Below are 22,735 nucleotides of genomic sequence, written 5' to 3' on the forward strand. Positions count from 1 at the left end.
GCGCTTTGGCGTAAACGGCTTTCAGCTTTCGTTGACCACCAACTGCACGCGGTCGTCACCCTCTTTCAGGGCGTCGACCGTATCCAAGTGGTCTTCCCAATTCTCGGCGTATTCTTGCAAAGCCAAGACCAGGATTTCCTCTGTGGATTTTTCCATGCGCTCGGCCAGCGCGGCGAGGCGGTGGTTCAGATCTTCTGAAATGCTGATGTTGACGGTTGTGGTTACGGGTGTCGATGTCACCGGCTGCTCCCAGGTCGTTGGTGTCTCATAGCATTTGGGGTGTCTCATAGTATTAGATATGTCACACCTGTTAAGGAGTGACTAACCTTAGATATGCCACACTTCAAGCGTACCTGATCAAAATACAGTGTTGGGCCTGACCACGCTATAGGGTCGGCGAGGGATATGGCGACGTCTAAAACTCCAAAAAACGCTAAAAAACCGGCCAAAGCGAAAACTGCCACCAAGAAACCGGCCAAGGCTCATTCAGCGCCTCCCCATCGCGGGCGATGGTTCTGGATCTCCAACGGCTTGTCTGCGCTCATCTGGGCGGGTCTGGCGGTGGCTGCCGTGCTCGGGTATTTCGCCCTGGGTTTGCCCAATATCGACTCCGTTGTGGAGTCCACCCGGCGTCAGCCCATCGTCACTGTGCGTGATGCCGAGGGCAATGATCTGGTGCGCGTTGGCGCGCTCTATGGCACGGCGGTGTCGGTCGAGAATTTGCCGCCGGCTTTGCCCGCGGCTGTGTTGGCTATTGAGGATCGCCGTTTCTATACGCACAGCGGCCTCGATGCCCGTGGGTTTGCCCGTGCCATGCTGGCCAACATTAAGGCCGGCGGCGTTGTCCAGGGCGGCAGTACCATCACCCAGCAGGTTGCGAAGAACCTGTTTCTGACGCCCGAGCGCACCATTGGCCGTAAAATTCGAGAGGCGCTTCTGGCGGTCTGGCTTGAGCAGAAATTCACCAAGGATCAGATTCTCACGCTCTATCTCAACCGGGTGTATCTCGGCTCTGGCACCTACGGCGTTGAGGCGGCGGCACAGACGTACTTTGGCCGCTCTGCCCGGGATCTTTCCGTGTATCAGTCGGCCATGATTGCGGGTCTGATGAAGGCGCCATCGCGTTATAATCCCAAGACGGATCTGGCCGCCGCGCGGGAACGCACTGCCATTGTGCTCGGGGCCATGGTTGCCGCCGGCTATCTGACCAAAGACCAAGCGGGGGCGGCCAAGCAGGGCGGCCAGGTCAATGTCGCCAAATCAAGCGCTGGACAGGGCCGCTACTTTGCTGACTGGATCCTCGCCACGTTGGATGATCAGATCGGCACCATTGAGGACGATCTCATCGTTCACACCACGCTGCGTCCGTCGCTGCAATCTGATGCGGAGCTGCGTATTCAGGCCGCAATCGAAGCCCAGGGAAAAGCCCGTCAGGTCAGCCAGGCGGCCTTTGTCCTGTTGTCGCCCGATGGGGCGGTGCGGGCCATGGTCGGAGGCCGCGACTACCGCACCAGTCAGTTCAACCGTGCAGTCCAGGCGCGGCGTCAGCCGGGGTCAGCCTTTAAACCGTTTGTCTATCTGGCCGGTCTTGAGGATGGCCTGACCCCCACCGATGTGATGGACGATGCGCCGATCAATATTGACGGCTGGCGCCCGCAGAATTTTTCCGGCACCTACGCAGGCCCGGTTGCGCTCGAGGACGCTTTTGCACAGTCCCTCAACACCGTAGCGGTGCGTGTGGCACGACGGGCGGGGCCGCAAGCGATTTCAGACGTGGCCCGCCGTTCTGGCATTTCCACTCCGCTCACCGCTGATCTCGGGTTGGCCTTGGGGACGTCTGAAGTCAGTTTGCTCGAACTCACAGCGGCTTATGCGCCCTTTGCCAACGGCGGTGTTGCGATCGTGCCCTACGGCATTGTTGATGTGGTCACAACGGATGGCCGCGTTCTCTATCAGCGCCAGGGCGGTGGTTTAGGGCGGGTGGCCGAGGCCCCTCATATCGGCATGATGAACCGCATGCTCGCCAAGGCGGTTCAAGACGGCACTGGCACGTCTGCGCAATTGGACCGGCCCGCCGGTGGCAAGACGGGCACCAGCCAGGATTTTCGCGACGCTTGGTTTGTCGGCTATACCCCGGATTACATCGCCGGCGTTTGGGTCGGTAATGATGATGGCCAGAGCATGAAAGGGGTTACCGGCGGCGGTCTCCCGGCCACACTTTGGCGCGATTTGATGCTGTCGGCCCATCGCGGCACCCCGGTTCAGGCGTTGGCTGGCTGGTCAGAACCACCACCAGTTGACCCTTTGACGCGTTTCTGGCGGAGGCTTACCGGTAATTAGGCCGTTTTGATCTACAAAGATTTCTTTTCTGAACTATTTCTGAGTTAATTTTCTTGGAATCCTATTGCAGGTCATAAATATGCAGCAAATCGGCACAATCTCAGGCCCATTCGGAGGGCGCTTCGCAGCGGCTATGTCTGCGGTGGTTTCGCCCCGATTCAAAAGATGACCTAAAATGACCGAATGAGGTCTGATTTAGACATTTTTTGAATAATAACAGCTGAACAAAGCAACTATATAAACGTTGAGATTTTGCCATTTGCCCCACATATATGCGCTTCGACAGGCAATCTCGCGAGCCACCGGGTGTGCCTGACCAGCTGAGTTAGGACTTCGTTAATTCCGATCCATCTAGGGTCCGTGGCAGATAAGAACGCAACGTCCGGCTTCGGCCTAAAGATCACAAGGGTAACGCACAGAAACGACCGGCAACATGTCTAGGTGCCCAATGGCACGAGATGTTCAGGTGCCTAACCGCACGAGTTGCCGTCATACAAGGAGTGAGCCTGGTGACTGATCGAACTTTCAAAAGCCTGATGTGTACCCAAATGCGTCGTCCGGCGACGGCTATCAAAAAACACATCCTAGCCGCGTTTCTGATTTTCTTTCTGCCTGCAGTGCCAGCGTTGTCCGCAGATATTCCTGAAGGACTGATGATCGATCTGGACAGTCTGTCTGTGCCAGAATCAGAATTCATGTGTCTCGCGCTGAATGATTATTTTGAAGCGCGCGGCGAAAGCCTTGCCGGCCGCCTTGCCGTGGCGAAGGTTGTTGTCAACCGCGCCATGGATCAGCGGTTTCCGTCCAGCATCTGCCGCGTCATCAAACAGAACAAGGCGCGTGTAAAACATCGCTGCCAGTTCTCTTGGTATTGCGATGGCCGTCCGGATACGCCCTATAACCGCGTGGCCTGGTCACATTCTTTGAAGTTGGCGGCTGCCGTTTTGCAGAAAGACTCCGGCTTGGCCGATCCGACTGGTGGCGCGCTTTGGTATCACGCAAGTTTTGTGCATCCGAAATGGGCCAATAACCTGGAAGTGACGGGTATCGTTGGCGGTCATATTTTTTACCGCGATCCCAGCACGAGCCGTTACGCACAGGCCGCTTTGTCCCGAGACCCCATGGTACCAGGCTTGCATACCTTTGCCGAATGGCTTGATGCGCGGGAAAACAAATCCACAGCGGTCGCAAGCCGCTAAGTATCTCTTAGCTGATTGTGTCTAATCCATAACGGTGCAGGTCGTGGCCGTGTGTTTTAAGCCACCCTGCTGCGGTATCGCGTCCCTCGACTAAGCGGTCGACCGTTTGCCAAAACCGGGCGGAATGATTCATCTCACACAGATGCGCCACTTCATGAGCAACCACATAAGATATGACGTGTGGTGGCGTCATAATCAGGCGCCAGCTGAAAGATAGTTTTCCTTGCGCTGTACAACTGCCCCAACGCGAGCGCGTATCCCGAATGGTGATGCCGGTGACTCTTTTGCCCAGGGTCTCGGCATACCCATGCACCAACGGAGCCACGGCCTTGCGGGCCTCTGCTCTGTACCAATCTGTCACGCGCCGTGAGAGGTGCGCGGCATCACCAGAGACGCAAATTTCATTTTCTATTGTCCACACCCCGCGTCTTGCTTCGGGGCAATGGCGAATGAGGTGGGTTTCTCCGCGAAGCGGCACGGCCGCACCATCTGCAAAAGGCCGGGGTTTTGGCAGACGTTCTACTTGTTCCTTAAGCCAGCCTGCCTTGTCTTGGGCAAAGGCGATCGCAGCTTTTTTACTGGTGCGGCGGGGTTTGATCAGCACAATCCGATGATGGGCAGGGTCGACCCGAAGACTGATGCGGCGCGCTCTAGGGTGTTCTTTGAGGTAGACAGTCACGATCTGTCTATCCGGCGTTGAAATGTCTACCCGTTCCTCTGGCGCCACCTCCCCCAAGTCTAAAGGTCCTTCCAGAACACAATATGTCCGTCCAGCGGCCCGGCTTTCGTCTCTGATATAGATCGGCCCCGCACGGATATGCCTGCCGCGTGCACCGCCTCAGATGAGCCACTGACCAGGGGATGCCAGTGCGGCAAATCTTCCCCCTCTGCTACAAGGCGATAGGCACAAGTTGGCGGCAGCCAGGGCAGAGTGCCGGCTGTTTCCGGCGTCAATTGCACACAGTCCGGCACTTTGACTTTGCGATTGGGGTAATCAGAACACTGACAGCTTTTGAGGTCCAGCAATCGGCAGGCGACATTGGTCGAGAGTATTTCCTCCGTGTCGGCGTCTTGAAGTTTATGCAAACAGCATTTACCGCAGCCATCGCACAAACTCTCCCACTCCGCTTCTGACATTTCGTCCAGCGTTTTTGCTTTCCAGAACGGCGTGCGCTCTGTTGGCTCAGATGCAGTCACAGCAACTCCCGCAGCCGCGAGGTCAGTTGCTCCACCGTCACGTCTTTGCGGAAGTGGTCAATGTAACGTCCGCTCCGGTTCATCAAATACAGATAGCCTGAATGATCGATGGTGTAATCGCCCTCATCTCCGATGGGGGCTTCCCGGTAAAATACGCGATACGCTTGGGCGGCGGCCTGCACCTGCTCGGTGGTGCCGGTCAGGCCAATCATCCGGCTGTGAAAATTGTTCACGTAAGCGTTCAGTGTTGCCGTGGTGTCGCGTTTCGGGTCTAGGGAAATAAAGACCGGTTGCACCAGTTCACTTTTTTGCCCTGGCAACAAATCAATTGCATCCGCAACGATCTGCAAGGTCATGGGGCAGATGTCAGGGCAATAGGTGAAGCCGAAATAGACAAGGCTGTAATGACCGAGCAAAATTCGCTCATCGACAACCTCACCATTGTGATTGCTAAGGACAAACGCCCCTCCAATGGCGGCCGACCCTTCAACCACCGTATTGTCGGCTGATGGACGAAACACCGGCAGATACAAAGCGAGGATCAAGACGGTGCTCAAGGCGACGAACAGTCCAATGATAATGCGTTTGGTCAGGGGCGATATCACAGGCGTCTCCTTTGCCCGAGGTTGGGCTGAGTCTGAAATTTTTACTTTGGCTTGCCCATCCGCCAGTTTAGGGCATCGTTAATTTGATCAATCTTCAATTTAATTATAAATCTGCAAGGCGGGCCTGCACGGCGTCGCGGGCTGGATCCCCCGCAGGCAGAATTTGTAATAACTGTTCCCAGCGTTGGCGGGCCTCTGCTGTATTTCCCGTATTCGCGGCAAGCAGGCCTGAAATAAATAAACCGTCGGCGTTTTTGGCATCAAGCGTAAGAATTTCAGCAACAACGGCATCCAACTCCGCGGACAAACCATCTTGCTGTGCGGCAGGTTGGAGCAAGGCGTTGGCCAGTTGAACGCGGGCTTGAAGGCTGTCTGCGCGTTGTGCGCTTGCTGCACGAAATGCGTTTGCGGCTTTCTCTGTATTGCCAAGAACCGTGTACGACCGGCCCAATTGCATCCATCCGTCAAAGTCGTCAGGCTCAAATTCCAGCCGCGCTTCCAGGCCGCCAACCATTTCCTGAATCATGGTTAACTCATCGCCGGAAAACCGGCCAGCCAACTGACTGACATCGGGGCGGAAATCGTCTTCATCGGCGGCGGGGACACCTGTATCAGCTCCATCGGTCGTTCTATCTCCCGCCGTTTCAGAGCGTGAACGGGCTATGCCGTCTAGAGGATGGCGCGGGGTAACGGTCATCGGCATCACGCCTGCACGCATGGCAACTTGGCTCATTTGATCCCGCACCATGGGCAGCCAAGGGGCATCGTCTGGTGCCCCAGCGGTCAGGTCTCGCCAAATGGCAATGGCCCCTTGCGGATCTTCTGCTTGGGCCCGGGCGAGGCCGAGATAAAACCGGGCTCTGGGTTCGTTGCGGTCCGTTCTCAATACACCTTCAAACACGTTGACGGCTTCTGCTGTGACAACACCCCCATTGGCAGCGATCAACGTATCCGCGAATTCTGCATAAACCAGGGGGTCGTTTACGCCTGTCGACAAAGCTTGGCGGAAGGCCTGCACGGACTCTTCCATTCTGTTCACTTGCCGGTAACTGCGGGCCAACAGCAGCCAGCCGTCTGTGCTCTCTGGATTTTGACGCAGCGTCTCCGCCAATTGCTCAATGAGAACTGAAAAGTCTGCACTTTCCGGATTTTCGCGGGCGACCGCGCGGCGTTCTTCAATCGGGGCGCCGGCCAAGCCTGGGGCACCAATGCTCCAGTACACCGCCGCAGATAAAGTGGGCACCAGAATAATAATGCAGGTCAGGGCGACGGCGCGGGCAACAGGGCTGCCATACTGGTTTTGGCCGGCGGCTCTGCGATTGGCGGCCAGCAGACGGCGTTTGATTTCTGTGCGGGCGGTCTCTGCTTCTTCGGCATCTAAAAGGCCCTGAATTGCGTCCCGCTCAACTTCGTTCAGTTGCGCACGGTAAACAGCTTGATCCGGCTCTGTGTTTTGGGCGGCAGATTTGGCATGCTTCAGGACCGGCCATACCAGACCGGCCACGGACACCAAAATTAAAATCGCATATCCAGCCCAGATCATGAGGGTTTGTCTCCAGCAGACTCTGAATCCGTCTCTGCCATTAGTGCTGCGATTTCTTTTTGTTCTGCCTCAGAAAGCGGGGTCGGCGTTTTTGGCTTCTGTTGGCGCATGTACTGGCGCACCACAACAGCACCGCACAGCAGTAGTGCGAAGGGTCCGAACCACAACACATAGTTTTGGGGTTTAAACTGCGGTCGCAGCAGCACGAAATCACCATAGCGTTCGACCATGTACGACAACACATCTTCGTCACTGTCGCCCTGGGTCACCCGTTGCCGCACCAAGCGCCGCATGTCCCTGGCCAATTCTGCGTTGGAGTCATCAATAGATTCATTCTGGCAGACCACGCAGCGCAGTTCCTGACTCAAGGCCCGCGCGCGTTGTTCCAGAACGGGATCTTCCAATACCTCATAAGGGTCTACGGCCAGCGCCTGTACGCCAAGCATGAAAATCAGGGCTGCGATAGAGGCCGCGATATATCGGTGCATGCTGTTCACTGCCGGAGTTGTTCGATCAAAGGCTGAATCGTATTGGACCAATCGTCAGGGCTGATCGGTCCGGTGTGCTTGTAGCGGATGATTCCATTGGCATCGACCACAAATGTTTCCGGCGCGCCTGTCACACCAAAGGCAATCGCGGCTTCACTGATCGGGTCTTGTCCGATGCGGCTATAAGGGTCGCCGTGGCGGCCAAGCCATTTGAGGCTCGCCTGTGGGTCGTCCCGCCAGGCGATGCCATGAATCGGCACATCAGACTGGCCTTGAATGGCCATCAGCAAGGGATGTTCAGCGAGGCAGGCAATGCACCAGGAGCCCCAGATGTTTACCAGGCTGACTTCGCTCTTTAAATGTTCTGTTTTGATGCCGTCTTCTAAACGATCTCGTCCGGGCAGAGGCGGCAGATCTAGGTCTGGGACCGGCGTATTTAAGAGAACGCTTTGTAAGACCGTCGGGTCTAGTCCGTCTTTCACGTCGGCGAGGCGTTTCGCAAACACCCCCCCTAACAGCACGGCAATAACCACGGGCAAGATGGCAATCCATCGCCGGCGCGGCACACGTGTTGAAGTCTCGTTGGTCACTTCGTTGGACGTCTCTTCCGTCATGGCGACTAAGCCTCAACCTCAGCAGGGTGGGCGCTGGCCGTGGCACGCTTTGGGGCACCAATGCGGTGACGCCGGTCGGTCAAAGAGATGACTCCCCCGAAGCCCATCAACAGGATGCCGTACCACAAGAAGGGGACGAATGGTTCGAAGAAGGCGCGGACGACAAACTGCTCCCGGTCGCCAGGGCCATCGCCGATGACCAGGTAAAGGTCGGACCAGAATGTGGTGTGAATAGCGGCTTCTGTTGTTTGTTGCACCGGTTGGTCATAGACCCGGCGTTCGGGTGTTAACGTGACCGTGCTGTTGCCCTTTCGCGCCGTAAATGTGCCCTGTAAGGATTCATAGTTTGGTCCTTGCACAAGTTCGGCACCGTTAAAGGTGACGGTGAATCCTGCGACCTCCACAGACTCCCCGGCCACCATGGTGAGAATATTTTCCTGCTTCCAGGCGCTGGAGCCGGAGACCCCGGCAATCAGAATGGCCATGCCCATGTGGGCTACTGTCATGCCATGAGAGGCACGGGGTAGAGATTTTACGCGCTGCCAGGCGGTGCCTAGTGAGCCGCCAAACAGTTTGACTCGCGCTGACCATTCAATGAAAGCTGAGGCGAACAGCCAAGCGGCCAATCCCATGCCCGCGGCACCGGCAATATCGACCACCGATGTTCCGCTCATGGCCAAGGCAATACCGAAAATTACAACGACAGCGACCAGCGCGCCTTTTAAGCGCCCAATCACGCCGGCTAAATCGCTGCGTTTCCACGACATCAAAGGGCCGATACCCATCACGATCACCAAGGGCACCATCAACGGTATAAACACGGTGTTAAAGTAAGGTTCACCGACTGAGAGTGTGCCGAGTTCCAGGGCTTCGGCGATCAGCGGGTACAGCGTGCCCAGCAACACCGTCGCTGCGGCGGTCGACAGGAACAGGTTGTTGATCAGCAAGCCACCTTCGCGTGACACCGGCGCGAATAACCCGCCTGGTTCAAGCGCCGGGGCTTTCGCTGCATACAGCGCCAGAGAGCCACCTACGGCTACGACGAGCATGCCCAACACAAACACGCCGCGTGTCGGATCGGAGGCAAAGGCATGCACAGAGGTAAGGATGCCAGAGCGCACCAGGAATGTGCCGAGAAGGCTCAGTGAGAAAGTGATGATGGCTAGAAGGACCGTCCAGCTTTTCAGGGCTTCGCGTTTTTCGACCACAATGGCTGAATGCAACAGCGCCGTTCCGGTCAGCCAGGGAATGAAAGAAGCATTCTCAACCGGGTCCCAAAACCACCAGCCGCCCCAGCCGAGTTCGTAGTAGGCCCACCATGACCCGAGGCCGATGCCAACGGTTAAGAATGACCAAGCGGCCAAGGTCCAGGGACGCACCCAGCGCGCCCAGGCGGCGTCAACGCGGCCTTCCAGCAAAGCCGCAATGGCGAAGGAGAAGGCCATCGAGAACCCGACATATCCGAGATAGAGCATGGGCGGGTGGAAGGCGAGACCGGGGTCTTGCAGCAAAGGGTTCAAACCCTGGCCTTGCACCGGGATGGGGTCCACCCGCAAGAACGGATTGGAGGTGAACAGAATAAACGCGATGAAGCCAAGACCAATCATGCCCTGCACAGCGAGGGCCCGGGCCTTCAATCGATCTGGCAATGCCCCGCCAAAGGCGGCCACCGCGGCGCCAAAAACCGCGAGGATGGCGACCCAAAGCAACAAAGAGCCTTCATGATTGCCCCACACCCCTGTGATTTTGTAGAGCAACGGTTTCGAGGTGTGAGAGTTCTGAAACACATTCATGACTGAAAAGTCAGAGACGATGAAGGCATGCGTCAGGGCGGCGAAAGCTGTGCCAATGAGCAACATTTGAAGCAGGGCTGCCGGTCCGGCGATGGCCATTAAGGCGGCGTCACGTCGAGATGCACCGATCAAGGGCACAATCGACTGTGCAAGGGCGACCGGCAGGGCCAGCACCAAGGCGAAGTGGCCAAGCTCAGGACTCATGGTTTATGTTCCTGTTCGGCGGCGACGGATTGGGCGTCTGCACTCGCATCACCGCGCCATTCCCCAGCCGCTTTAATGGCCTCTGCCACTTCCGGCGGCATGTAGTTTTCGTCATGTTTCGCCAGCACGTCTGAGGCTTGGAAGACACCCGATGCAAGCAGGTAGCCTTCTGCGACAATGCCCTGACCCTCACGAAACAGATCGGGCAAGATGCCCTGATAAGTGATGTCGAGACTCTCGACCGTGTCGGTCACGGTAAACGAAACATTTTCGCCATCGGCGTTGACGCTGCCTTCCGCAACCAAACCGCCGATGCGGATGCGCTCCCCGGGTTCAATCAATTGCTGCTGAATTTCTGTCGGGCTGTAGAAGAAAACGATACTGTCTTCGAACGCCGTCAGCATAAGGGCTGTTCCAGCTGCTAGGGCCAGTCCGCCCAGCATCAGAAAATACATCCGTTGGGTTTTACGCTTCACGAGGGTCTATCCCTTGCTCCGGTGGGAGATGAGTTGCAGGCGCTTCAGTGTTACTTTGTGATGTGGTCTTTTCTTTTGGTGGACGCAAGAGGTCCAATTCCGCCTGGGCCTTGGTTTGTGAACGACGGGAGAGAATCACCAGTCCGCCCAGGCCGGTGAGGGCCAGCGCATAGGACGACCAGACATAAAAGGCGTATCCACCCATCTCGAAAAAGGCTTGCAGATTTTCCACGCGATTTGACCAGTTTATCCTTCAGAGCGTTAAGAGTGAGCGTGCGATGCCTGACCTTATATGCCGCGTTGCAGGCGCGCGGCGCGGATTTTGGCGGTTAAAAACCGGGTGCGGACCCGCATAAAAACCACCACGACATAATAAAATTGGAACGCGCCAACCATCAGGAACAGCGGTAGCAGCATCTCCGAAGCGACGGAGATGCCTTGCATCGACAATATGGACGGCTGGTGAAGGCTATTCCACCAATCCACCGAGAATTTAATGATCGGCAAATTAACAGAGCCAACAAGCGCCAGAATGGCAGCTGCCTTTTCGCCCTGCTCGGGGCTGTCAAACGCATCACCCAGCGCCATATATCCAAGGTACAGGAAAAACAGCACTAGCATGGACGTCAGCCGGGCATCCCAAACCCAGGGCGTACCCCACATGGGTTCGCCCCACAGCATGCCGGTGAGCAGGCACAGGGCTGTAAATGTTGCGCCGATGGGAGCCGACGCCCGGGCAATCATACTGGCAACCGGATGCCGCCAGATCAGATAAGAGGCGCTGCTGATGGCCATGGCCGCGTAAACAAAGAGCCCCATCCAGGCGGCAGGCACATGGATGTACATGATTCTGACCGTGTCGCCCTGCTGGTAATCCGGTGGTGAGAAGACCAAAGCGAGGGGCACGCCAACCACAAAACAGGCGACACACAAGGTGACGGCCCAGGGCTGGATTGCAGACGCGAGTTTGAGGAACCGCGTTGGATTGGCAAAAGCGTGCATATCCAAAGGCTTACCTTCTTCCGTCTGCAAAGCCAACCTGAATCCGGCCTTTGAAGGGCCAGAATCGAGGTGTTATTCGGAGGTGAGTTTGAGGGCTCCAGCAGCGGCCCAGGGGCACAGGGCGGCTGCGATCAACAGGAGCCCGCCCAACACCGCATAGGGGCCGCTGTTTGAGAATCCCATGGCCGCGGTATCTATGGCCCCGACGCCGAAAATCAGCACCGGAATATACAAGGGTAGGATGACGAGTGGCAGCAGAACACCTTTCCGGCGCACCCCAAGGGTCAGAGCTGCCCCGACGGCTCCGATCAGGCTTAAAGTTGGTGTACCCAGCAGCAGAGCGGTGATCATTGGCAGCGTTGATGAGGCAGGTATTTGCAATGTTACACCAAGGATCGGGGCCAATAAGGTCAAAGGCAGACCTGTGGTCAGCCAGTGGGCGATGATCTTTGCCGCCACCACGACCGTTGGCGACACTGGGGCTGTGCGCAGCAAATCCAGGGCGCCATCCTGTTCGTCATCGGCAAACAGATGATCCAGCGATAGCAACGCAGCCAAGAGGGCGGTCACCCACAGAACACCGGCCCCAACCCGTTCCAGAACCCCCGGCTCCGGTCCTATGCCAAACGGAAACAGGATCACGGTGATGGCAAAAAAGCCGCACACCATGATGGTGTCAGCGCGATGGCGCATCGACAGGCTGACGTCCCGTTTAATCAGGGTGAGGAACGTGCTCACCAGTCTCGCTCCATCTCAGCAGCGATCACCGCAGGATAGTCTGACATCTCGATGCGGTGATTGGGTTCGAAACCTGGCAGCTGATGGGTCGCGAGAACGGCAATGCCGCCGCCTGTTACATGTTCACTCAAAACAGCATCAATCCGACCCACATTCTCGGTATCTAGCGCCGTATAAGGTTCATCCAGCAGCCAGATGGGGGCATTGCTAAGCAGCAGCCGCGCCAGTCCGGCCCGTCGCCGCCAGCCTGCCGACAAAAAATCCGCTGGCATATCGGCAACGGCATTCAGGGCCATGCGGTCTATGACCTGCTGGGTTGCCGCCATCTCAACACCATAAATTTTTGACCAGAAGCTGAGATTCTCGAAGACAGTTAAAGCCCCCTTGAGGCCATCACGATGCCCGGCATAGCAGATCGCATATGGCAGTTCCTGAGTCACGGTCACCATGCCGTTGTCGAGGGGCAAAAGCCCAGCCAGCACGCGCAACAAGGTGGATTTTCCGCTGCCGTTGGGGCCGGTAATCACCGCCGCTTCACCGGAGGTGAGGTGAAACGACACATTTTCAAAAATAGCACGCCCGCCGCGCCGGGCGGATAATCCCTCAACAATGAGGATTGGCGTTTCTGTTTGAGGCGTGTGCATGGCCGGCACCATACTCAAACAGCGCGGAATTTCACGGATAATTATCACTCGACCACTCCAGGACTCAACGATAAGCCAATGATGCCCCAATTGTGCGCCATGCGGGATGTCTCTGAAGCCCAGAAAACTGCGGATGAGCACCCCTTTGCCTCTTGGGAAAGGCTGGACAACCCCTGTGGGATGTGGATGATGCCGCCAAAAGAGGGATGATCATATCAAACCCCTCAAATCGCACGATTTCACTCCAGAAAGAGGGACACAGGCATGGCATTGACCGGTCAGGATACTCTAAAAACCCGCCGTACACTCGAAGTCGCTGGTAAAAGCTATGACTACTTTAGTCTGCCTGCCGCTGCTGAAGGCGGACTCGGCAATCTGTCGAAGCTGCCATTCTCTCTCAAAGTCCTGCTTGAAAACCTGCTGCGCTATGAAGATGGTAAGTCGGTCAAAACGGAACATGTTCAAGCTATTGCGGATTGGTTGACGACCCGCAAATCTGATCAGGAAATCGCCTATCGCCCGGCCCGCGTGCTGATGCAGGATTTTACCGGTGTGCCCGCTGTCGTTGACTTGGCGGCTATGCGTGAAGCGATGAAGGCCCTGGGTGGCAACGCCCAGCAGATCAACCCGTTGTCTCCGGTCGATCTGGTGATTGACCACTCGGTCATGGTTGATGCCTATGCGTCTGAGGATGCGTTGGCGAAAAACATCGCCCTTGAGTTTCAGCGCAACCGCGAGCGTTATGAGTTTCTGCGCTGGGGTCAAATGGGTTTTGATAATTTCCGCGTGGTTCCCCCCGGCACTGGCATTTGCCACCAGGTCAATGTTGAGTACTTGGCCCAAGTGGTCTGGACCGGCGATGAAGACGGCAAAACAATTGCCTATCCGGATACCTTGGTCGGCACAGACAGCCACACGACCATGGTCAACGGTCTTGCGGTTTTGGGTTGGGGTGTCGGCGGTATTGAGGCTGAAGCCGCTATGCTGGGTCAGCCTGTCTCGATGCTGATTCCGGAAGTCGTCGGCTTCAAGCTCAACGGCAAACTCAAAGAAGGCACAACCGCCACCGACCTGGTGTTGACGGTGACGCAGATGCTCCGTGCCAAAGGTGTCGTCGGCAAGTTTGTCGAGTTTTACGGACAAGGTCTGTCTGGCCTCTCGCTCACCGACCGTGCAACGATTGCCAACATGGCTCCTGAATATGGGGCGACCTGTGGCTTCTTCCCGATTGATTCCGAGACCTGTCGCTATCTTGAGTTCACCGGTCGTGACACTGATCGTGTGGCGTTGGTTGAAGCCTATGCTAAGGCCCAGGGCATGTGGCGCGATGACAGCACCCCTGACCCAGACTTCACAGATACGCTTGAGCTAGACCTCTCCACGGTTGAGCCGTCCTTGGCCGGTCCGAAGCGTCCGCAAGACCGGGTTGCCTTGTCGTCCGCAGCGTCTGCGTTCAGCGGTGAGCTGAGCAAGACCTTCGGCCATGACACACCCAAGACATCGCCCATTACAGACCTGTCTGGTCCGGGTGAGAAAGACACGCTGACAGACGGTGACGTGGTGATCGCCGCCATTACCTCATGCACCAACACCTCCAATCCCTCGGTGTTATTCGCGGCGGGTTTGGTTGCCCGCAAGGCCAGAGAAAAAGGCCTGACGCGCAAGCCCTGGGTCAAAACGTCGTTGGCGCCGGGCTCGCAAGTGGTGACCGACTATCTGGACAAGGCCAACTTGACGGAAGACTTGGAAGCCCTTGGTTTCCACAATGTGGGCTACGGCTGCACCACCTGCATTGGGAACTCTGGTCCGCTCGACCCAAACATTTCCAAGAGCATTAATGAGGGTGACTTGGTGGCTGTGTCTGTGTTGTCAGGCAACCGCAACTTTGAAGGCCGCATCAGCCAGGATATCAAGGCCAACTACCTGGCCAGCCCTCCGCTTGTGGTGGCCTATGCCATTGCCGGGTCCATGACCATCGACATCACCAAAGATGCCATTGGCCAGGACAAAGACGGCAAGGATGTATTCCTCAAAGATATCTGGCCGACCCCGCAGGAAGTGTCTGCTTGTATTGAGCAGTTCCTGACCAAGGAAATGTTCTCGACGCGTTACTCAGATGTTTTCAAAGGTCCGCCGGAATGGCAGGCCGTGAAAGCCGAGCCCAGCGAAACCTATGACTGGCAAAGTGATTCCACCTACGTGAGAAATCCGCCCTACTTTGAAGGCATGTCACAGACTCCAGACGCGATCAAAGATATCGTAGGCGCGCGGCCTCTGGCTATTTTGGGCGACTCAGTCACCACCGACCATATTTCGCCGGCCGGCGCGATCAAAAAAGACAGCCCCGCTGGGGCCTATCTCACGGCCCATGGCGTCGACCCGAAAGATTTTAACTCCTACGGCTCACGGCGCGGCAACCACGAAGTGATGATGCGTGGCACCTTTGCCAACATTCGTATCCGCAATGAAATGGTGCCCGGTGTCGAAGGCGGTATGACCAAATATCATCCGGGAGCCATGGCTATGCCGATCTATGATGCGGCCATGAAGTACCAAGAAGTCGGTGTGCCTTTGGTGGTCGTTGGCGGTAAGGAGTATGGCACAGGGTCGTCCCGTGACTGGGCGGCGAAGGGCACCAACTTGTTGGGTGTGCGGGCCGTGATTACCGAGAGCTTCGAGCGCATTCACCGGTCAAACCTGATCGGCATGGGTGTGTTGCCGCTGCAGTTTAAAGAGGGCGTGTCCCGCACAACTTTGAAGCTGGATGGCACCGAGTTATTCGATGTGAGGGGCCTTACGGAACTGACGCCGCGTTGCGACGTTGCCGTTACAGTTACGCGGCCGGATGGCTCCACGGAGACCTTCTCCGCGCTCTGCCGCATCGATACGGAAGGTGAGTTGGATTACTTTAGAAACGGTGGTGTGCTGCACTACGTCCTGCGCAATCTCGCATCTTAAGCTAGTCCAGTGGTGCGGAATGTGCAGACCTAGCGGATGACAGAACCAGTAATCCCTGGTCTGTCCCGCCACTATGTGACGGTTGGCAATCGTCAACTGCATTATCGGCGGGCCGGGTCTGGGCCGCCGCTGATTGCCTTGCACCGTCTGCCGCGCTCTTCAGAAGACCTTGTGCCACTGATGCAGGCGGCAGCGGACCGGTTTACAGTAATCGCGCCAGACCTTGCGGGCTATGGCAAGTCGTCCGTGTTGGACACACCGCCGCAAAACCTCGACCCACTGGCGGATGACCTTGCTGTGTTTTTGACGGCGCTGGGTTTGGAGCGCGTTCAAGTTTACGGCGAACAGGCGGGCGCAGCTTTGGCGCTGCACTTTGCAGCCACCCATAAAAATAGAGTTTCCTCTCTTGCCGCTTGGGATTTGGATTTGCCTGGCGCGCTTGATTTGCCCCCCAGCGCTAAAGCCCCATTGCCCCCTTTTGAGCCGGTGTGGGATGGCAGTCATTTGGCGTGGCTGTGGGCCATGCTGCGGGAACAAACTGCGTTTCATCCCTGGCATACCCCAGCGCTGAATACCCGTGTCGATGCCGACATGCCTGACCCTGAAACCCTGCACCGCCGGGTCATACAATTCCTCAATGCCGGGGTTCATGGCCGTGGTTATGAAACCGGCTATGGCGCGGCCCGCTCGTTTGACGCCGCTCAGATGTTATCGTCGGTGGCCTGTCCATCCCTGGTGGTGGCGCGTCAGCGGCATGACGGGCTTGATCCCTGGCGCAGTATTAAATCGGTGTCGGAGTCTCTTACAAAGTCCACGGCGGATGAGCAGACAAAAGGGGAAGTCCAGGCACTGGTTTTTCTTGAAGATTTGCGTGTCGATGTGTCTGTGCCAGCCCCGCCCTCTGTTGCTCCACTGAAGGGCAAGCTGTGGAACGACTATGTGTCTGTGAACGATGGGCAGATTCATTTTCAGAGAAACGCAGATGCCGACTCTGTTCCGCTGCTGGTACAACACGATGCCGCCAGTTCAGTCGGCACGGTCGAACCCATAACCGCATCGTTCATTGGTCGCAAAACCGTTTATGCCTTTGATATGCCCGGCTCCGGTGACTCGGACCGCATTATCCCGGAAACGGATGTTGTTGTTGCAGACTACGCCACTGTTTTGGCCGAAGCGCTGTCAGCCTTAGGGCTCACCCAAGTAGATTTCTACGGCATGTGGGGCGGTGGATTTGTCGGTCTTGATCTCGCCGTTGATCATCCTGGTGTTGTGCGTAAATTGGTCATGAGTAATGTCTTCCAGCACACAGGCGCTGAGCAGGCTGACATGCTGGCGCACTATACGCCCGATGTGTCACCGCTGTGGCACGGCGGGCACCTGTTGCAGTGCTGGCATCAGATGCGCGATCAGGGCATCTATTACCCGTGGTTCAAGCGCGAGAAAGCAGGCGTGATTTGGCGCGAACCGTTTCTGGCAACCGAGATGGTGCACGAGCGGGTGTGTTCGCTGCTGAAAGCGGGCAATATGTATCGGACGGCGTATCAGTCCCACTTCAAATACGACACCTTTGAAAAACTGGCCCGCACGACGGTCCCTACGCTATTGGCCACGTCGGAATGGGACCCGAACAATCCCCATACTTTGGCCGCAGCCGAGGCTGCCCCCAACTGCAGTTTCCAGTATCTTGATGAAGACTTCACCAAGTGGGGTCTCAGTTTCCTGCCGTTCCTAGAAAACTAGGGCCTTCTTCTATACTAGCCCCCGTTCCATGGCCTGGGACAGCCGTCGTGAAAACGCGATGGGGTCGGGGATGGCTTCGCCTTCCACAATGCGGGCCTGGTCTAGCAGCAAGAAAGCAATCTCACCCAACACATCATCGCTCTGCTCTGCCAGCTTCTTGATCAGCGCATGCTTGGGGTTGATTTCAAGCACGCGGGGAATGGCCATGCCGGGGTCTTGGCCGTGCTGTTTCAGCATACGTTCCAAATGCAAGCTCATGCCGCCGTCTTCTCCAACCAAACACACCGGGCTTTCGGTCAGGCGGTTCGAGGCCCGCACCTCTTTAACGGCGTCGCCGAGGGCGTCGCTGAGACGTTTGGTCAGCGCGGCAACGTCAATAGAGTCTTTCTCGCTTTTATCGTCCTCTTTCTTGTCATCAGAGTCCGTTTTGGCAATGGAGTCCAAGTCGCTTGCAGATTGGGCGGCTGAGCGGAACGGGTGTTTGTTAAACACACCCACTGAAGACACCCAGAATTCATCGACAGGATCGGTCAGCAACACGACTTCGATCCCTTTGGCGATATAACCCTCCAGTTGTGGCGAGTTCTTCAGTGCCTTGGCGTCATTGCCGGTGATGTAATAAATAGCGTCTTGCCCGTCTTTGAGGTCAGCGACATAGTCCTCCAGACTACGCCAGTCTGCGCTGGCGCTGGTGCGAAAACGGCAGAGTTTGAGAATCTCATCACGGCGTTCAAAATCCTCATACAAACCTTCTTTGAACACGGCGCCGAAGGTCGACCAGAATGTTGCATAGTCTTCTGGTTTTTTGCTGCGGTCTTTCAAGTCTTTGAACAACCGGCTGACCAAGCCTTTTTGAATTTTTTTGAGTTGCGGATTGTCCTGCAGCATTTCGCGGCTGACATTCAGGGGCAGGTCGGGGGAGTCGACAACCCCACGCACAAATCTCAGATAAGGCGGCAGCAGGCCGTCCAAGTCGTCTGCGATGAACACGCGATTGACGTAGAGCTTTACTTTGTTCTTACGCGTGGGCTCAAACAGATCGAACGGCTGCGATGTCGGCAGAAATAACAGGCTGGTGTACTCAATGGCACCCTCTGCGCGAAAATGAAGGGTGTGCCAGGGGTCATCAAAGCCTTGAGCCACATGATGATAAAATTCTTTATATTGGTCTTCGGTAATCTCTGATTTGGGGCGTGTCCAAAGGGCTGACGCTGAGTTCAGGGTTTCAGCTTCGTTGCGTGAGTCATCCTTTGAGTCACTTGGTACGGGATCCAGAATGACCGGCAAGGCGATATGGTCTGAATAAGTTTTAACAATGTTTTTAAGGCGCAGCGGCTCTAGATACTCACGGCTTTCTTTGCGCAGATGCATTACAATGCGCGCACCCCGTGCAACATCATCTTGTTCGCTGACGCTATAACTGCCACGTCCATCGGAGACCCACCGCCAGCCTTGGCTGTCACCGGCTTTTCTGGAAAACACCTCGACCTTTTTGGCGACCATGAACGAAGAATAGAAGCCGACACCGAATTGCCCAATTAGGGAGACGTCTTTCGACTCATCACCGGTCAGAGTTTTCATGAATTCTGACGTGCCGGACTTGGCGATGGTGCCCAAGTTGTCGATCAATTCATCTTTGTTCATGCCGATGCCGTTGTCGCGGATTGTCAGCGTGCCGGCATCTTTGTCGATGGATATGTGAATTTCGAAGTCTGCGCCCTCATCCCCTAAGAGGTCTTTGTTTGTTAACGCCGCATAACGCAGGCGGTCACAGGAGTCGGAGGCGTTGGAGATCAATTCACGCAGGAAGATCTCGCTGTTCGAGTACAAAGAATGGACAACAATATCCAAGAGCTTTGCAACTTCAGCTTCAAAAGTTCTTTTTTCTTCACTCATGCTTTCAGTCTCTTTCGGTTTTAGAATGGCTCCGGCACGTGTTTGGGCACAGGGTTGGCGGCAATATTGTGCGTGTCGCTATTGGATGCAAGAGGCAAGCCCGGAGTTAGGTTTAAGGCTGAGTGATTTCACATCATTTGCAGAGACTCCACCTCATTGGTGGAGATTTCGCTCAATTTATAGAGATTTCATCTCTGTGATTGTCCCGGACGTATCTTCGCGCCATGATATGAACGCGCGTTATGCCAAATTACGGCTTAACGTCATGCGACCAGTTAAGGTGTTACTTGGAGGTGGTTATGCAGATTCCGATTCAAATTGCGTTTCATGGTATTGATAAATCAGATGCGGTCGAAGCGAGGATTCGCGAGCGCGTTGATAAACTTGAAAATTATTCAGACCGCATCACCGGGTGCCGGGTGGTGGTTGAGGCGCATCACAAAAGCCATTCCAACCTGAACACTCAGGCCGCTCCTTTTCATTTGACCATTCACCTCTCCGTGCCTGGCGAAGACCTCGTGGTCCGGCGTGATCCGAAAGATACAAAGTCGCATGAGGACATCATGATTGCGCTGCGTGATTCTTTCGAAACCATGGAACGCCGCCTCAAAGATTACACGGCCAAGGTCAAGAAAATTGATCGGCGGCAAGAACCACCCAGCCTGGAAAGCTAATCTTTTCCGGAGCGGCGTCAGCCTTTCTTATTCCTCAACTCCTCAGTTGGCTTAGCTGCTTTGATTTTCCGACCAGAAACTTCTGATCAGTCCTTAACGGCCGTTCTTGGGCCGACAAATACGGGCAAGACGTATCTGGCCATGGAACGCATGCTCGGCCATGAGTCAGGCATGATGGGTTTCCCGTTGCGTTTGCTCGCGCGAGAAAACTATGATCGTGCGGTTGCCATTAAGGGCGCGGCCGCTGTGGCATTGGTCACGGGCGAAGAAAAAATCGTTCCCGCAACGGCGCGCTATTTTATCTGCACGGTCGAAAGTATGCCGGTGGATCGCGACGTGGCGTTCCTCGCTGTTGACGAAATTCAGTTGGCATCGGACCGCGAGCGCGGCCACATTTTTACGGACCGGCTGCTCCATGCCCGAGGCCGTCTGGAGACGATGTTCCTAGGATCAGAGACGGTGCGCCCCCTGATCCGTAAGCTGGTGCCCGGTGTAAATTTTGTTACCCGCCCCCGGTTCTCAAAAATCACATACAGCGGTTCTAAAAAACTCACCCGCTTGCCCCGGCGTTCTGCGGTGGTTGCGTTCTCTGTATCGGAGGTTTACGGCATCGCGGATTTGCTCCGGCGTCAACGCGGCGGTACAGCCGTTGTCATGGGGGCCTTGAGTCCGCGCACCCGGAATGCGCAAGTCGCGTTGTATCAATCGGGCGAAGTTGATTACTTGGTCGCCACCGACGCCATCGGCATGGGCCTCAATATGGATGTCGACCATGTTGCCTTCGCGGCCTTGTCAAAATTTGATGGCCGTACCCCGCGACCGTTAACGGCACCTGAGTTGTCGCAGATTGCCGGCCGTGCGGGCCGGCATATGAATGATGGAACCTTTGGTGTGACAGCGGAAGCCTCTGCCCTGGATTCTGAAACCATCGCCCGCATCGAGACCCATGAGTTCCAGGCGCTAAAATCCTTGTACTGGCGCAACACGGATCTGCGCTATGTCAGTGTGGAGTCGCTGCTGTCCGGCTTGAAAAAGCCGCCGCCGTCCCCCGGATTGATTCGCCCACCCGCGACCGACGATCAACTGGTTCTTGAGATCTTGGCACAGGATTCAGACATCCAAGAGCGCGCAAAGGGCCAAGAGCGGGTGCGATTGTTATGGGATACGGCGCAAGTTCCGGACTTTCGCAAGCTCCGGCCAGAGACCCATGCACGACTGATTAAGCAAGTGTATCAACACCTTTCTGGGTCGCAGGCGTGTATTCCGGAAGATTGGATTGCACTACAGATTGACCGGGTCAAACGAACCCAAGGTGACATTCATGCGTTGATGGACCGTATTGCGGAAATTCGCACCTGGACCTATTTGGCAAATCGCCCGGGATGGGTTGAAAATGCTAGCCATTGGCAGGGCGAGACGCGCGTTATAGAAGATCAGCTTTCCGATGCGCTGCACGAGAAACTGACACAGCAGTTTATTGATCACCGGACCGCGCATTTGGTGAAACGTCTTAAGGGAATAGATCGTATGACTGTCGCTGTGACCGAGGCTGGCCGGGTTGAGATTGACGGTCATTTTATTGGCGATCTTGATGGGCTGATTTTTTCGCCCGACAAAACCGGTCTAAAAACGGCAGATCGCGCCGTGGCAAACACGGCAGACACCGCCCTCCTCCCTGAGTTGGAGCGCAGAGCGCAAGTGTTGATCGATGCCGAGGACTCCCTGTTTAAATTGAATGATGCAGGTGGCATTGAGTGGGCCGGCGCTGTTGTTGCAACTCTCAGCGCTGGCGTGCGTGCTTTATCGCCGAAGGTGGTGGTACGCGCAGATGAGCGGCTCAATCTGACTCTGCGCGAAAAGCTTGGTGTTCGTTTGCAATCCTGGCTTGATGTCCACACCAGTAAATTGCTGGCTCCGCTGTTCGGTGCGGAGACCGCTGAATTATCAGGCGCCGCGCGTGGTATAGCCTTTCAACTGTGTGAGTCTTTAGGTGCGGTTGATCGCAATGATGCAGATGCACAGGTACGCGCGCTCACGGAGGACGACAAAAAGGCGCTTGCCCGCTGCAAGATCAGGTTCGGCCTCAATGCTATTTATATTCCTGATATTCTCAAGGCGGATCCCATCCGGCTGCGGGCTATATTATGGACTGTTTTTAAAGATATGGCGCCAAAGCCTCTGTTGCCGCCAGCGGGGCGTGTGTCGTTCCCAACGGATGCAGATGTAACGGCAGACTATTATCGTGCGGCTGGGTTTCGCCCCATACGCGGTATGGCGTATCGCGTTGATATGTTAGAGCGGTTCTCTGCCGAAGTGCGGCGTTTGCTGCGCGAAAAAGTTGCTGTGCTGCCGCCCGAACAACTGTCGCCGCTTGGTATCGGGGCCGAGAAGGCCGTGATCCTGCTCAATGCCCTTGGTTTCGTCTCGTCTCTTGAAGAGACCGGTATTGCCATTGCGGTGAAGCGCAAACCGGCACGGCATAAAAAGCCCAAAGCAAAAACATCTGAGTCGCCTAAAGTGAAAACGCAAACAAAGCGCAAGCCTGTTCACAACAAGAAACCAGAAAAGATGGCTGATCCGGAGTCTCCCTTCGCTGTTTTGAAGACGCTCGTCAAACCATGAAA

At 56.0% G+C, this 22,735-nt stretch carries 20 protein-coding genes; 6 read left to right on the forward strand and 14 right to left on the reverse strand.

Features of this window, described 5'->3' with window-relative positions:
- Window positions 1-21: 21 nt before the first annotated feature.
- The gene (locus tag RIC29_04355; protein MEQ8734132.1) at window positions 22-240 is read right to left on the reverse strand and encodes a ribbon-helix-helix protein, CopG family; all 219 of its coding nucleotides are present in this window, start codon (window positions 238-240) and stop codon (window positions 22-24) included.
- 165 nt (window positions 241-405) lie between these two features.
- Here RIC29_04355 and RIC29_04360 point away from each other — a divergent pair, with 165 nt between their 5' ends.
- Together RIC29_04360 and RIC29_04365 are read left to right on the forward strand one after the other, a co-directional pair.
- Entirely contained in the window at window positions 406-2,340 is a 1,935-nt protein-coding gene (locus tag RIC29_04360; GenBank protein MEQ8734133.1) for a PBP1A family penicillin-binding protein, read from the forward strand.
- 509 nt (window positions 2,341-2,849) lie between these two features.
- Window positions 2,850-3,539, forward strand: coding sequence for a cell wall hydrolase (locus RIC29_04365; GenBank protein MEQ8734134.1), 690 nt, complete (start codon window positions 2,850-2,852; stop codon window positions 3,537-3,539).
- Between the two features lie 7 nt (window positions 3,540-3,546).
- On the opposite strand, the gene RIC29_04370 is transcribed toward RIC29_04365, so the two are convergent.
- The 12 genes from RIC29_04370 to ccmA form a co-directional block, all read right to left on the reverse strand.
- Window positions 3,547-4,218, reverse strand: a complete 672-nt coding sequence (locus RIC29_04370; protein ID MEQ8734135.1) for a SprT family zinc-dependent metalloprotease — start codon at window positions 4,216-4,218, stop codon at window positions 3,547-3,549.
- Window positions 4,219-4,277: 59 nt separating this feature from the next.
- Window positions 4,278-4,736, reverse strand: a complete 459-nt coding sequence (locus tag RIC29_04375; protein MEQ8734136.1) for a YcgN family cysteine cluster protein — start codon at window positions 4,734-4,736, stop codon at window positions 4,278-4,280.
- Window positions 4,733-5,341 (reverse strand): SCO family protein, encoded by a 609-nt coding sequence (locus tag RIC29_04380; GenBank protein MEQ8734137.1) that lies wholly within the window; start codon window positions 5,339-5,341, stop codon window positions 4,733-4,735. The genes RIC29_04375 and RIC29_04380 overlap by 4 nt, the downstream gene beginning before the upstream one ends.
- A 103-nt stretch (window positions 5,342-5,444) precedes the next feature.
- Complete coding sequence (gene ccmI, locus RIC29_04385) at window positions 5,445-6,884, reverse strand: c-type cytochrome biogenesis protein CcmI (GenBank protein ID MEQ8734138.1); 1,440 nt, start codon at window positions 6,882-6,884, stop codon at window positions 5,445-5,447.
- Window positions 6,881-7,372, reverse strand: a complete 492-nt coding sequence (locus tag RIC29_04390) for a cytochrome c-type biogenesis protein CcmH (GenBank protein ID MEQ8734139.1) — start codon at window positions 7,370-7,372, stop codon at window positions 6,881-6,883. The genes ccmI and RIC29_04390 overlap by 4 nt, the downstream gene beginning before the upstream one ends.
- 5 nt (window positions 7,373-7,377) lie before the next feature.
- Window positions 7,378-7,986, reverse strand: a complete 609-nt coding sequence (locus RIC29_04395) for a DsbE family thiol:disulfide interchange protein (GenBank protein MEQ8734140.1) — start codon at window positions 7,984-7,986, stop codon at window positions 7,378-7,380.
- 5 nt (window positions 7,987-7,991) lie between these two features.
- Window positions 7,992-9,983 carry a heme lyase CcmF/NrfE family subunit gene (locus RIC29_04400; protein ID MEQ8734141.1) on the reverse strand — a complete coding sequence of 664 codons (1,992 nt, stop codon included), beginning with the start codon at window positions 9,981-9,983 and terminating at the stop codon, window positions 7,992-7,994.
- Entirely contained in the window at window positions 9,980-10,459 is a 480-nt protein-coding gene (gene ccmE / locus RIC29_04405) for a cytochrome c maturation protein CcmE (protein MEQ8734142.1), read from the reverse strand. The genes RIC29_04400 and ccmE overlap by 4 nt, the downstream gene beginning before the upstream one ends.
- Complete coding sequence (ccmD, locus tag RIC29_04410) at window positions 10,449-10,691, reverse strand: heme exporter protein CcmD (GenBank protein ID MEQ8734143.1); 243 nt, start codon at window positions 10,689-10,691, stop codon at window positions 10,449-10,451. Before ccmD ends, ccmE begins: the two co-directional genes overlap by 11 nt.
- A 56-nt stretch (window positions 10,692-10,747) precedes the next feature.
- Window positions 10,748-11,461 (reverse strand): heme ABC transporter permease, encoded by a 714-nt coding sequence (locus RIC29_04415; protein MEQ8734144.1) that lies wholly within the window; start codon window positions 11,459-11,461, stop codon window positions 10,748-10,750.
- A gap of 72 nt (window positions 11,462-11,533) precedes the next feature.
- Complete coding sequence (gene ccmB / locus RIC29_04420) at window positions 11,534-12,199, reverse strand: heme exporter protein CcmB (GenBank protein MEQ8734145.1); 666 nt, start codon at window positions 12,197-12,199, stop codon at window positions 11,534-11,536.
- Window positions 12,196-12,984: a heme ABC exporter ATP-binding protein CcmA gene (gene ccmA, locus RIC29_04425; protein MEQ8734146.1), complete on the reverse strand. Its 789-nt coding sequence runs from the start codon at window positions 12,982-12,984 to the stop codon at window positions 12,196-12,198. The genes ccmB and ccmA overlap by 4 nt, the downstream gene beginning before the upstream one ends.
- A 123-nt stretch (window positions 12,985-13,107) precedes the next feature.
- Between ccmA and acnA the strand changes: the two genes are divergently transcribed.
- Together acnA and RIC29_04435 are read left to right on the forward strand one after the other, a co-directional pair.
- Window positions 13,108-15,801: an aconitate hydratase AcnA gene (acnA, locus tag RIC29_04430; GenBank protein ID MEQ8734147.1), complete on the forward strand. Its 2,694-nt coding sequence runs from the start codon at window positions 13,108-13,110 to the stop codon at window positions 15,799-15,801.
- A 36-nt stretch (window positions 15,802-15,837) separates the two neighbouring features.
- Window positions 15,838-17,541 carry an alpha/beta hydrolase gene (locus RIC29_04435; GenBank protein ID MEQ8734148.1) on the forward strand — a complete coding sequence of 568 codons (1,704 nt, stop codon included), beginning with the start codon at window positions 15,838-15,840 and terminating at the stop codon, window positions 17,539-17,541.
- A gap of 9 nt (window positions 17,542-17,550) precedes the next feature.
- Here RIC29_04435 and htpG read toward each other — a convergent pair whose 3' ends face one another.
- A complete protein-coding gene (htpG, locus tag RIC29_04440; protein ID MEQ8734149.1) occupies window positions 17,551-19,437 on the reverse strand; it encodes a molecular chaperone HtpG in 1,887 nt (628 codons plus the stop codon).
- A gap of 299 nt (window positions 19,438-19,736) precedes the next feature.
- Between htpG and RIC29_04445 the strand changes: the two genes are divergently transcribed.
- Both RIC29_04445 and RIC29_04450 read left to right on the forward strand, forming a co-directional pair.
- On the forward strand, window positions 19,737-20,111 hold the full coding sequence (locus RIC29_04445) for an HPF/RaiA family ribosome-associated protein (protein ID MEQ8734150.1): 375 nt from the start codon (window positions 19,737-19,739) through the stop codon (window positions 20,109-20,111).
- Window positions 20,112-20,171: 60 nt separating this feature from the next.
- Entirely contained in the window at window positions 20,172-22,733 is a 2,562-nt protein-coding gene (locus RIC29_04450) for a helicase-related protein (protein MEQ8734151.1), read from the forward strand.
- Window positions 22,734-22,735: the final 2 nt, after the last annotated feature.

It is taken from the genome of Rhodospirillaceae bacterium, from assembly GCA_040219235.1.
Lineage (GTDB): Bacteria > Pseudomonadota > Alphaproteobacteria > Rhodospirillales > Rhodospirillaceae > WLXB01.

What these genes read in the sequence shown, in the direction of transcription:
- RIC29_04360 (MEQ8734133.1), top strand. Translation starts at nt 406, where the DNA reads ATGGCGACGTCTAAAACTCCAAAAAACGCTAAAAAACCGGCCAAAGCG.
- ccmI (MEQ8734138.1), bottom strand. Translation starts at nt 6,884, where the DNA reads ATGATCTGGGCTGGATATGCGATTTTAATTTTGGTGTCCGTGGCCGGT.
- RIC29_04390 (MEQ8734139.1), bottom strand. Translation starts at nt 7,372, where the DNA reads ATGCACCGATATATCGCGGCCTCTATCGCAGCCCTGATTTTCATGCTT.
- RIC29_04395 (MEQ8734140.1), bottom strand. Translation starts at nt 7,986, where the DNA reads ATGACGGAAGAGACGTCCAACGAAGTGACCAACGAGACTTCAACACGT.
- RIC29_04400 (MEQ8734141.1), bottom strand. Translation starts at nt 9,983, where the DNA reads ATGAGTCCTGAGCTTGGCCACTTCGCCTTGGTGCTGGCCCTGCCGGTC.
- RIC29_04415 (MEQ8734144.1), bottom strand. Translation starts at nt 11,461, where the DNA reads ATGCACGCTTTTGCCAATCCAACGCGGTTCCTCAAACTCGCGTCTGCA.
- acnA (MEQ8734147.1), top strand. Translation starts at nt 13,108, where the DNA reads ATGGCATTGACCGGTCAGGATACTCTAAAAACCCGCCGTACACTCGAA.
- RIC29_04435 (MEQ8734148.1), top strand. Translation starts at nt 15,838, where the DNA reads ATGACAGAACCAGTAATCCCTGGTCTGTCCCGCCACTATGTGACGGTT.
- htpG (MEQ8734149.1), bottom strand. Translation starts at nt 19,437, where the DNA reads ATGAGTGAAGAAAAAAGAACTTTTGAAGCTGAAGTTGCAAAGCTCTTG.
- RIC29_04445 (MEQ8734150.1), top strand. Translation starts at nt 19,737, where the DNA reads ATGCAGATTCCGATTCAAATTGCGTTTCATGGTATTGATAAATCAGAT.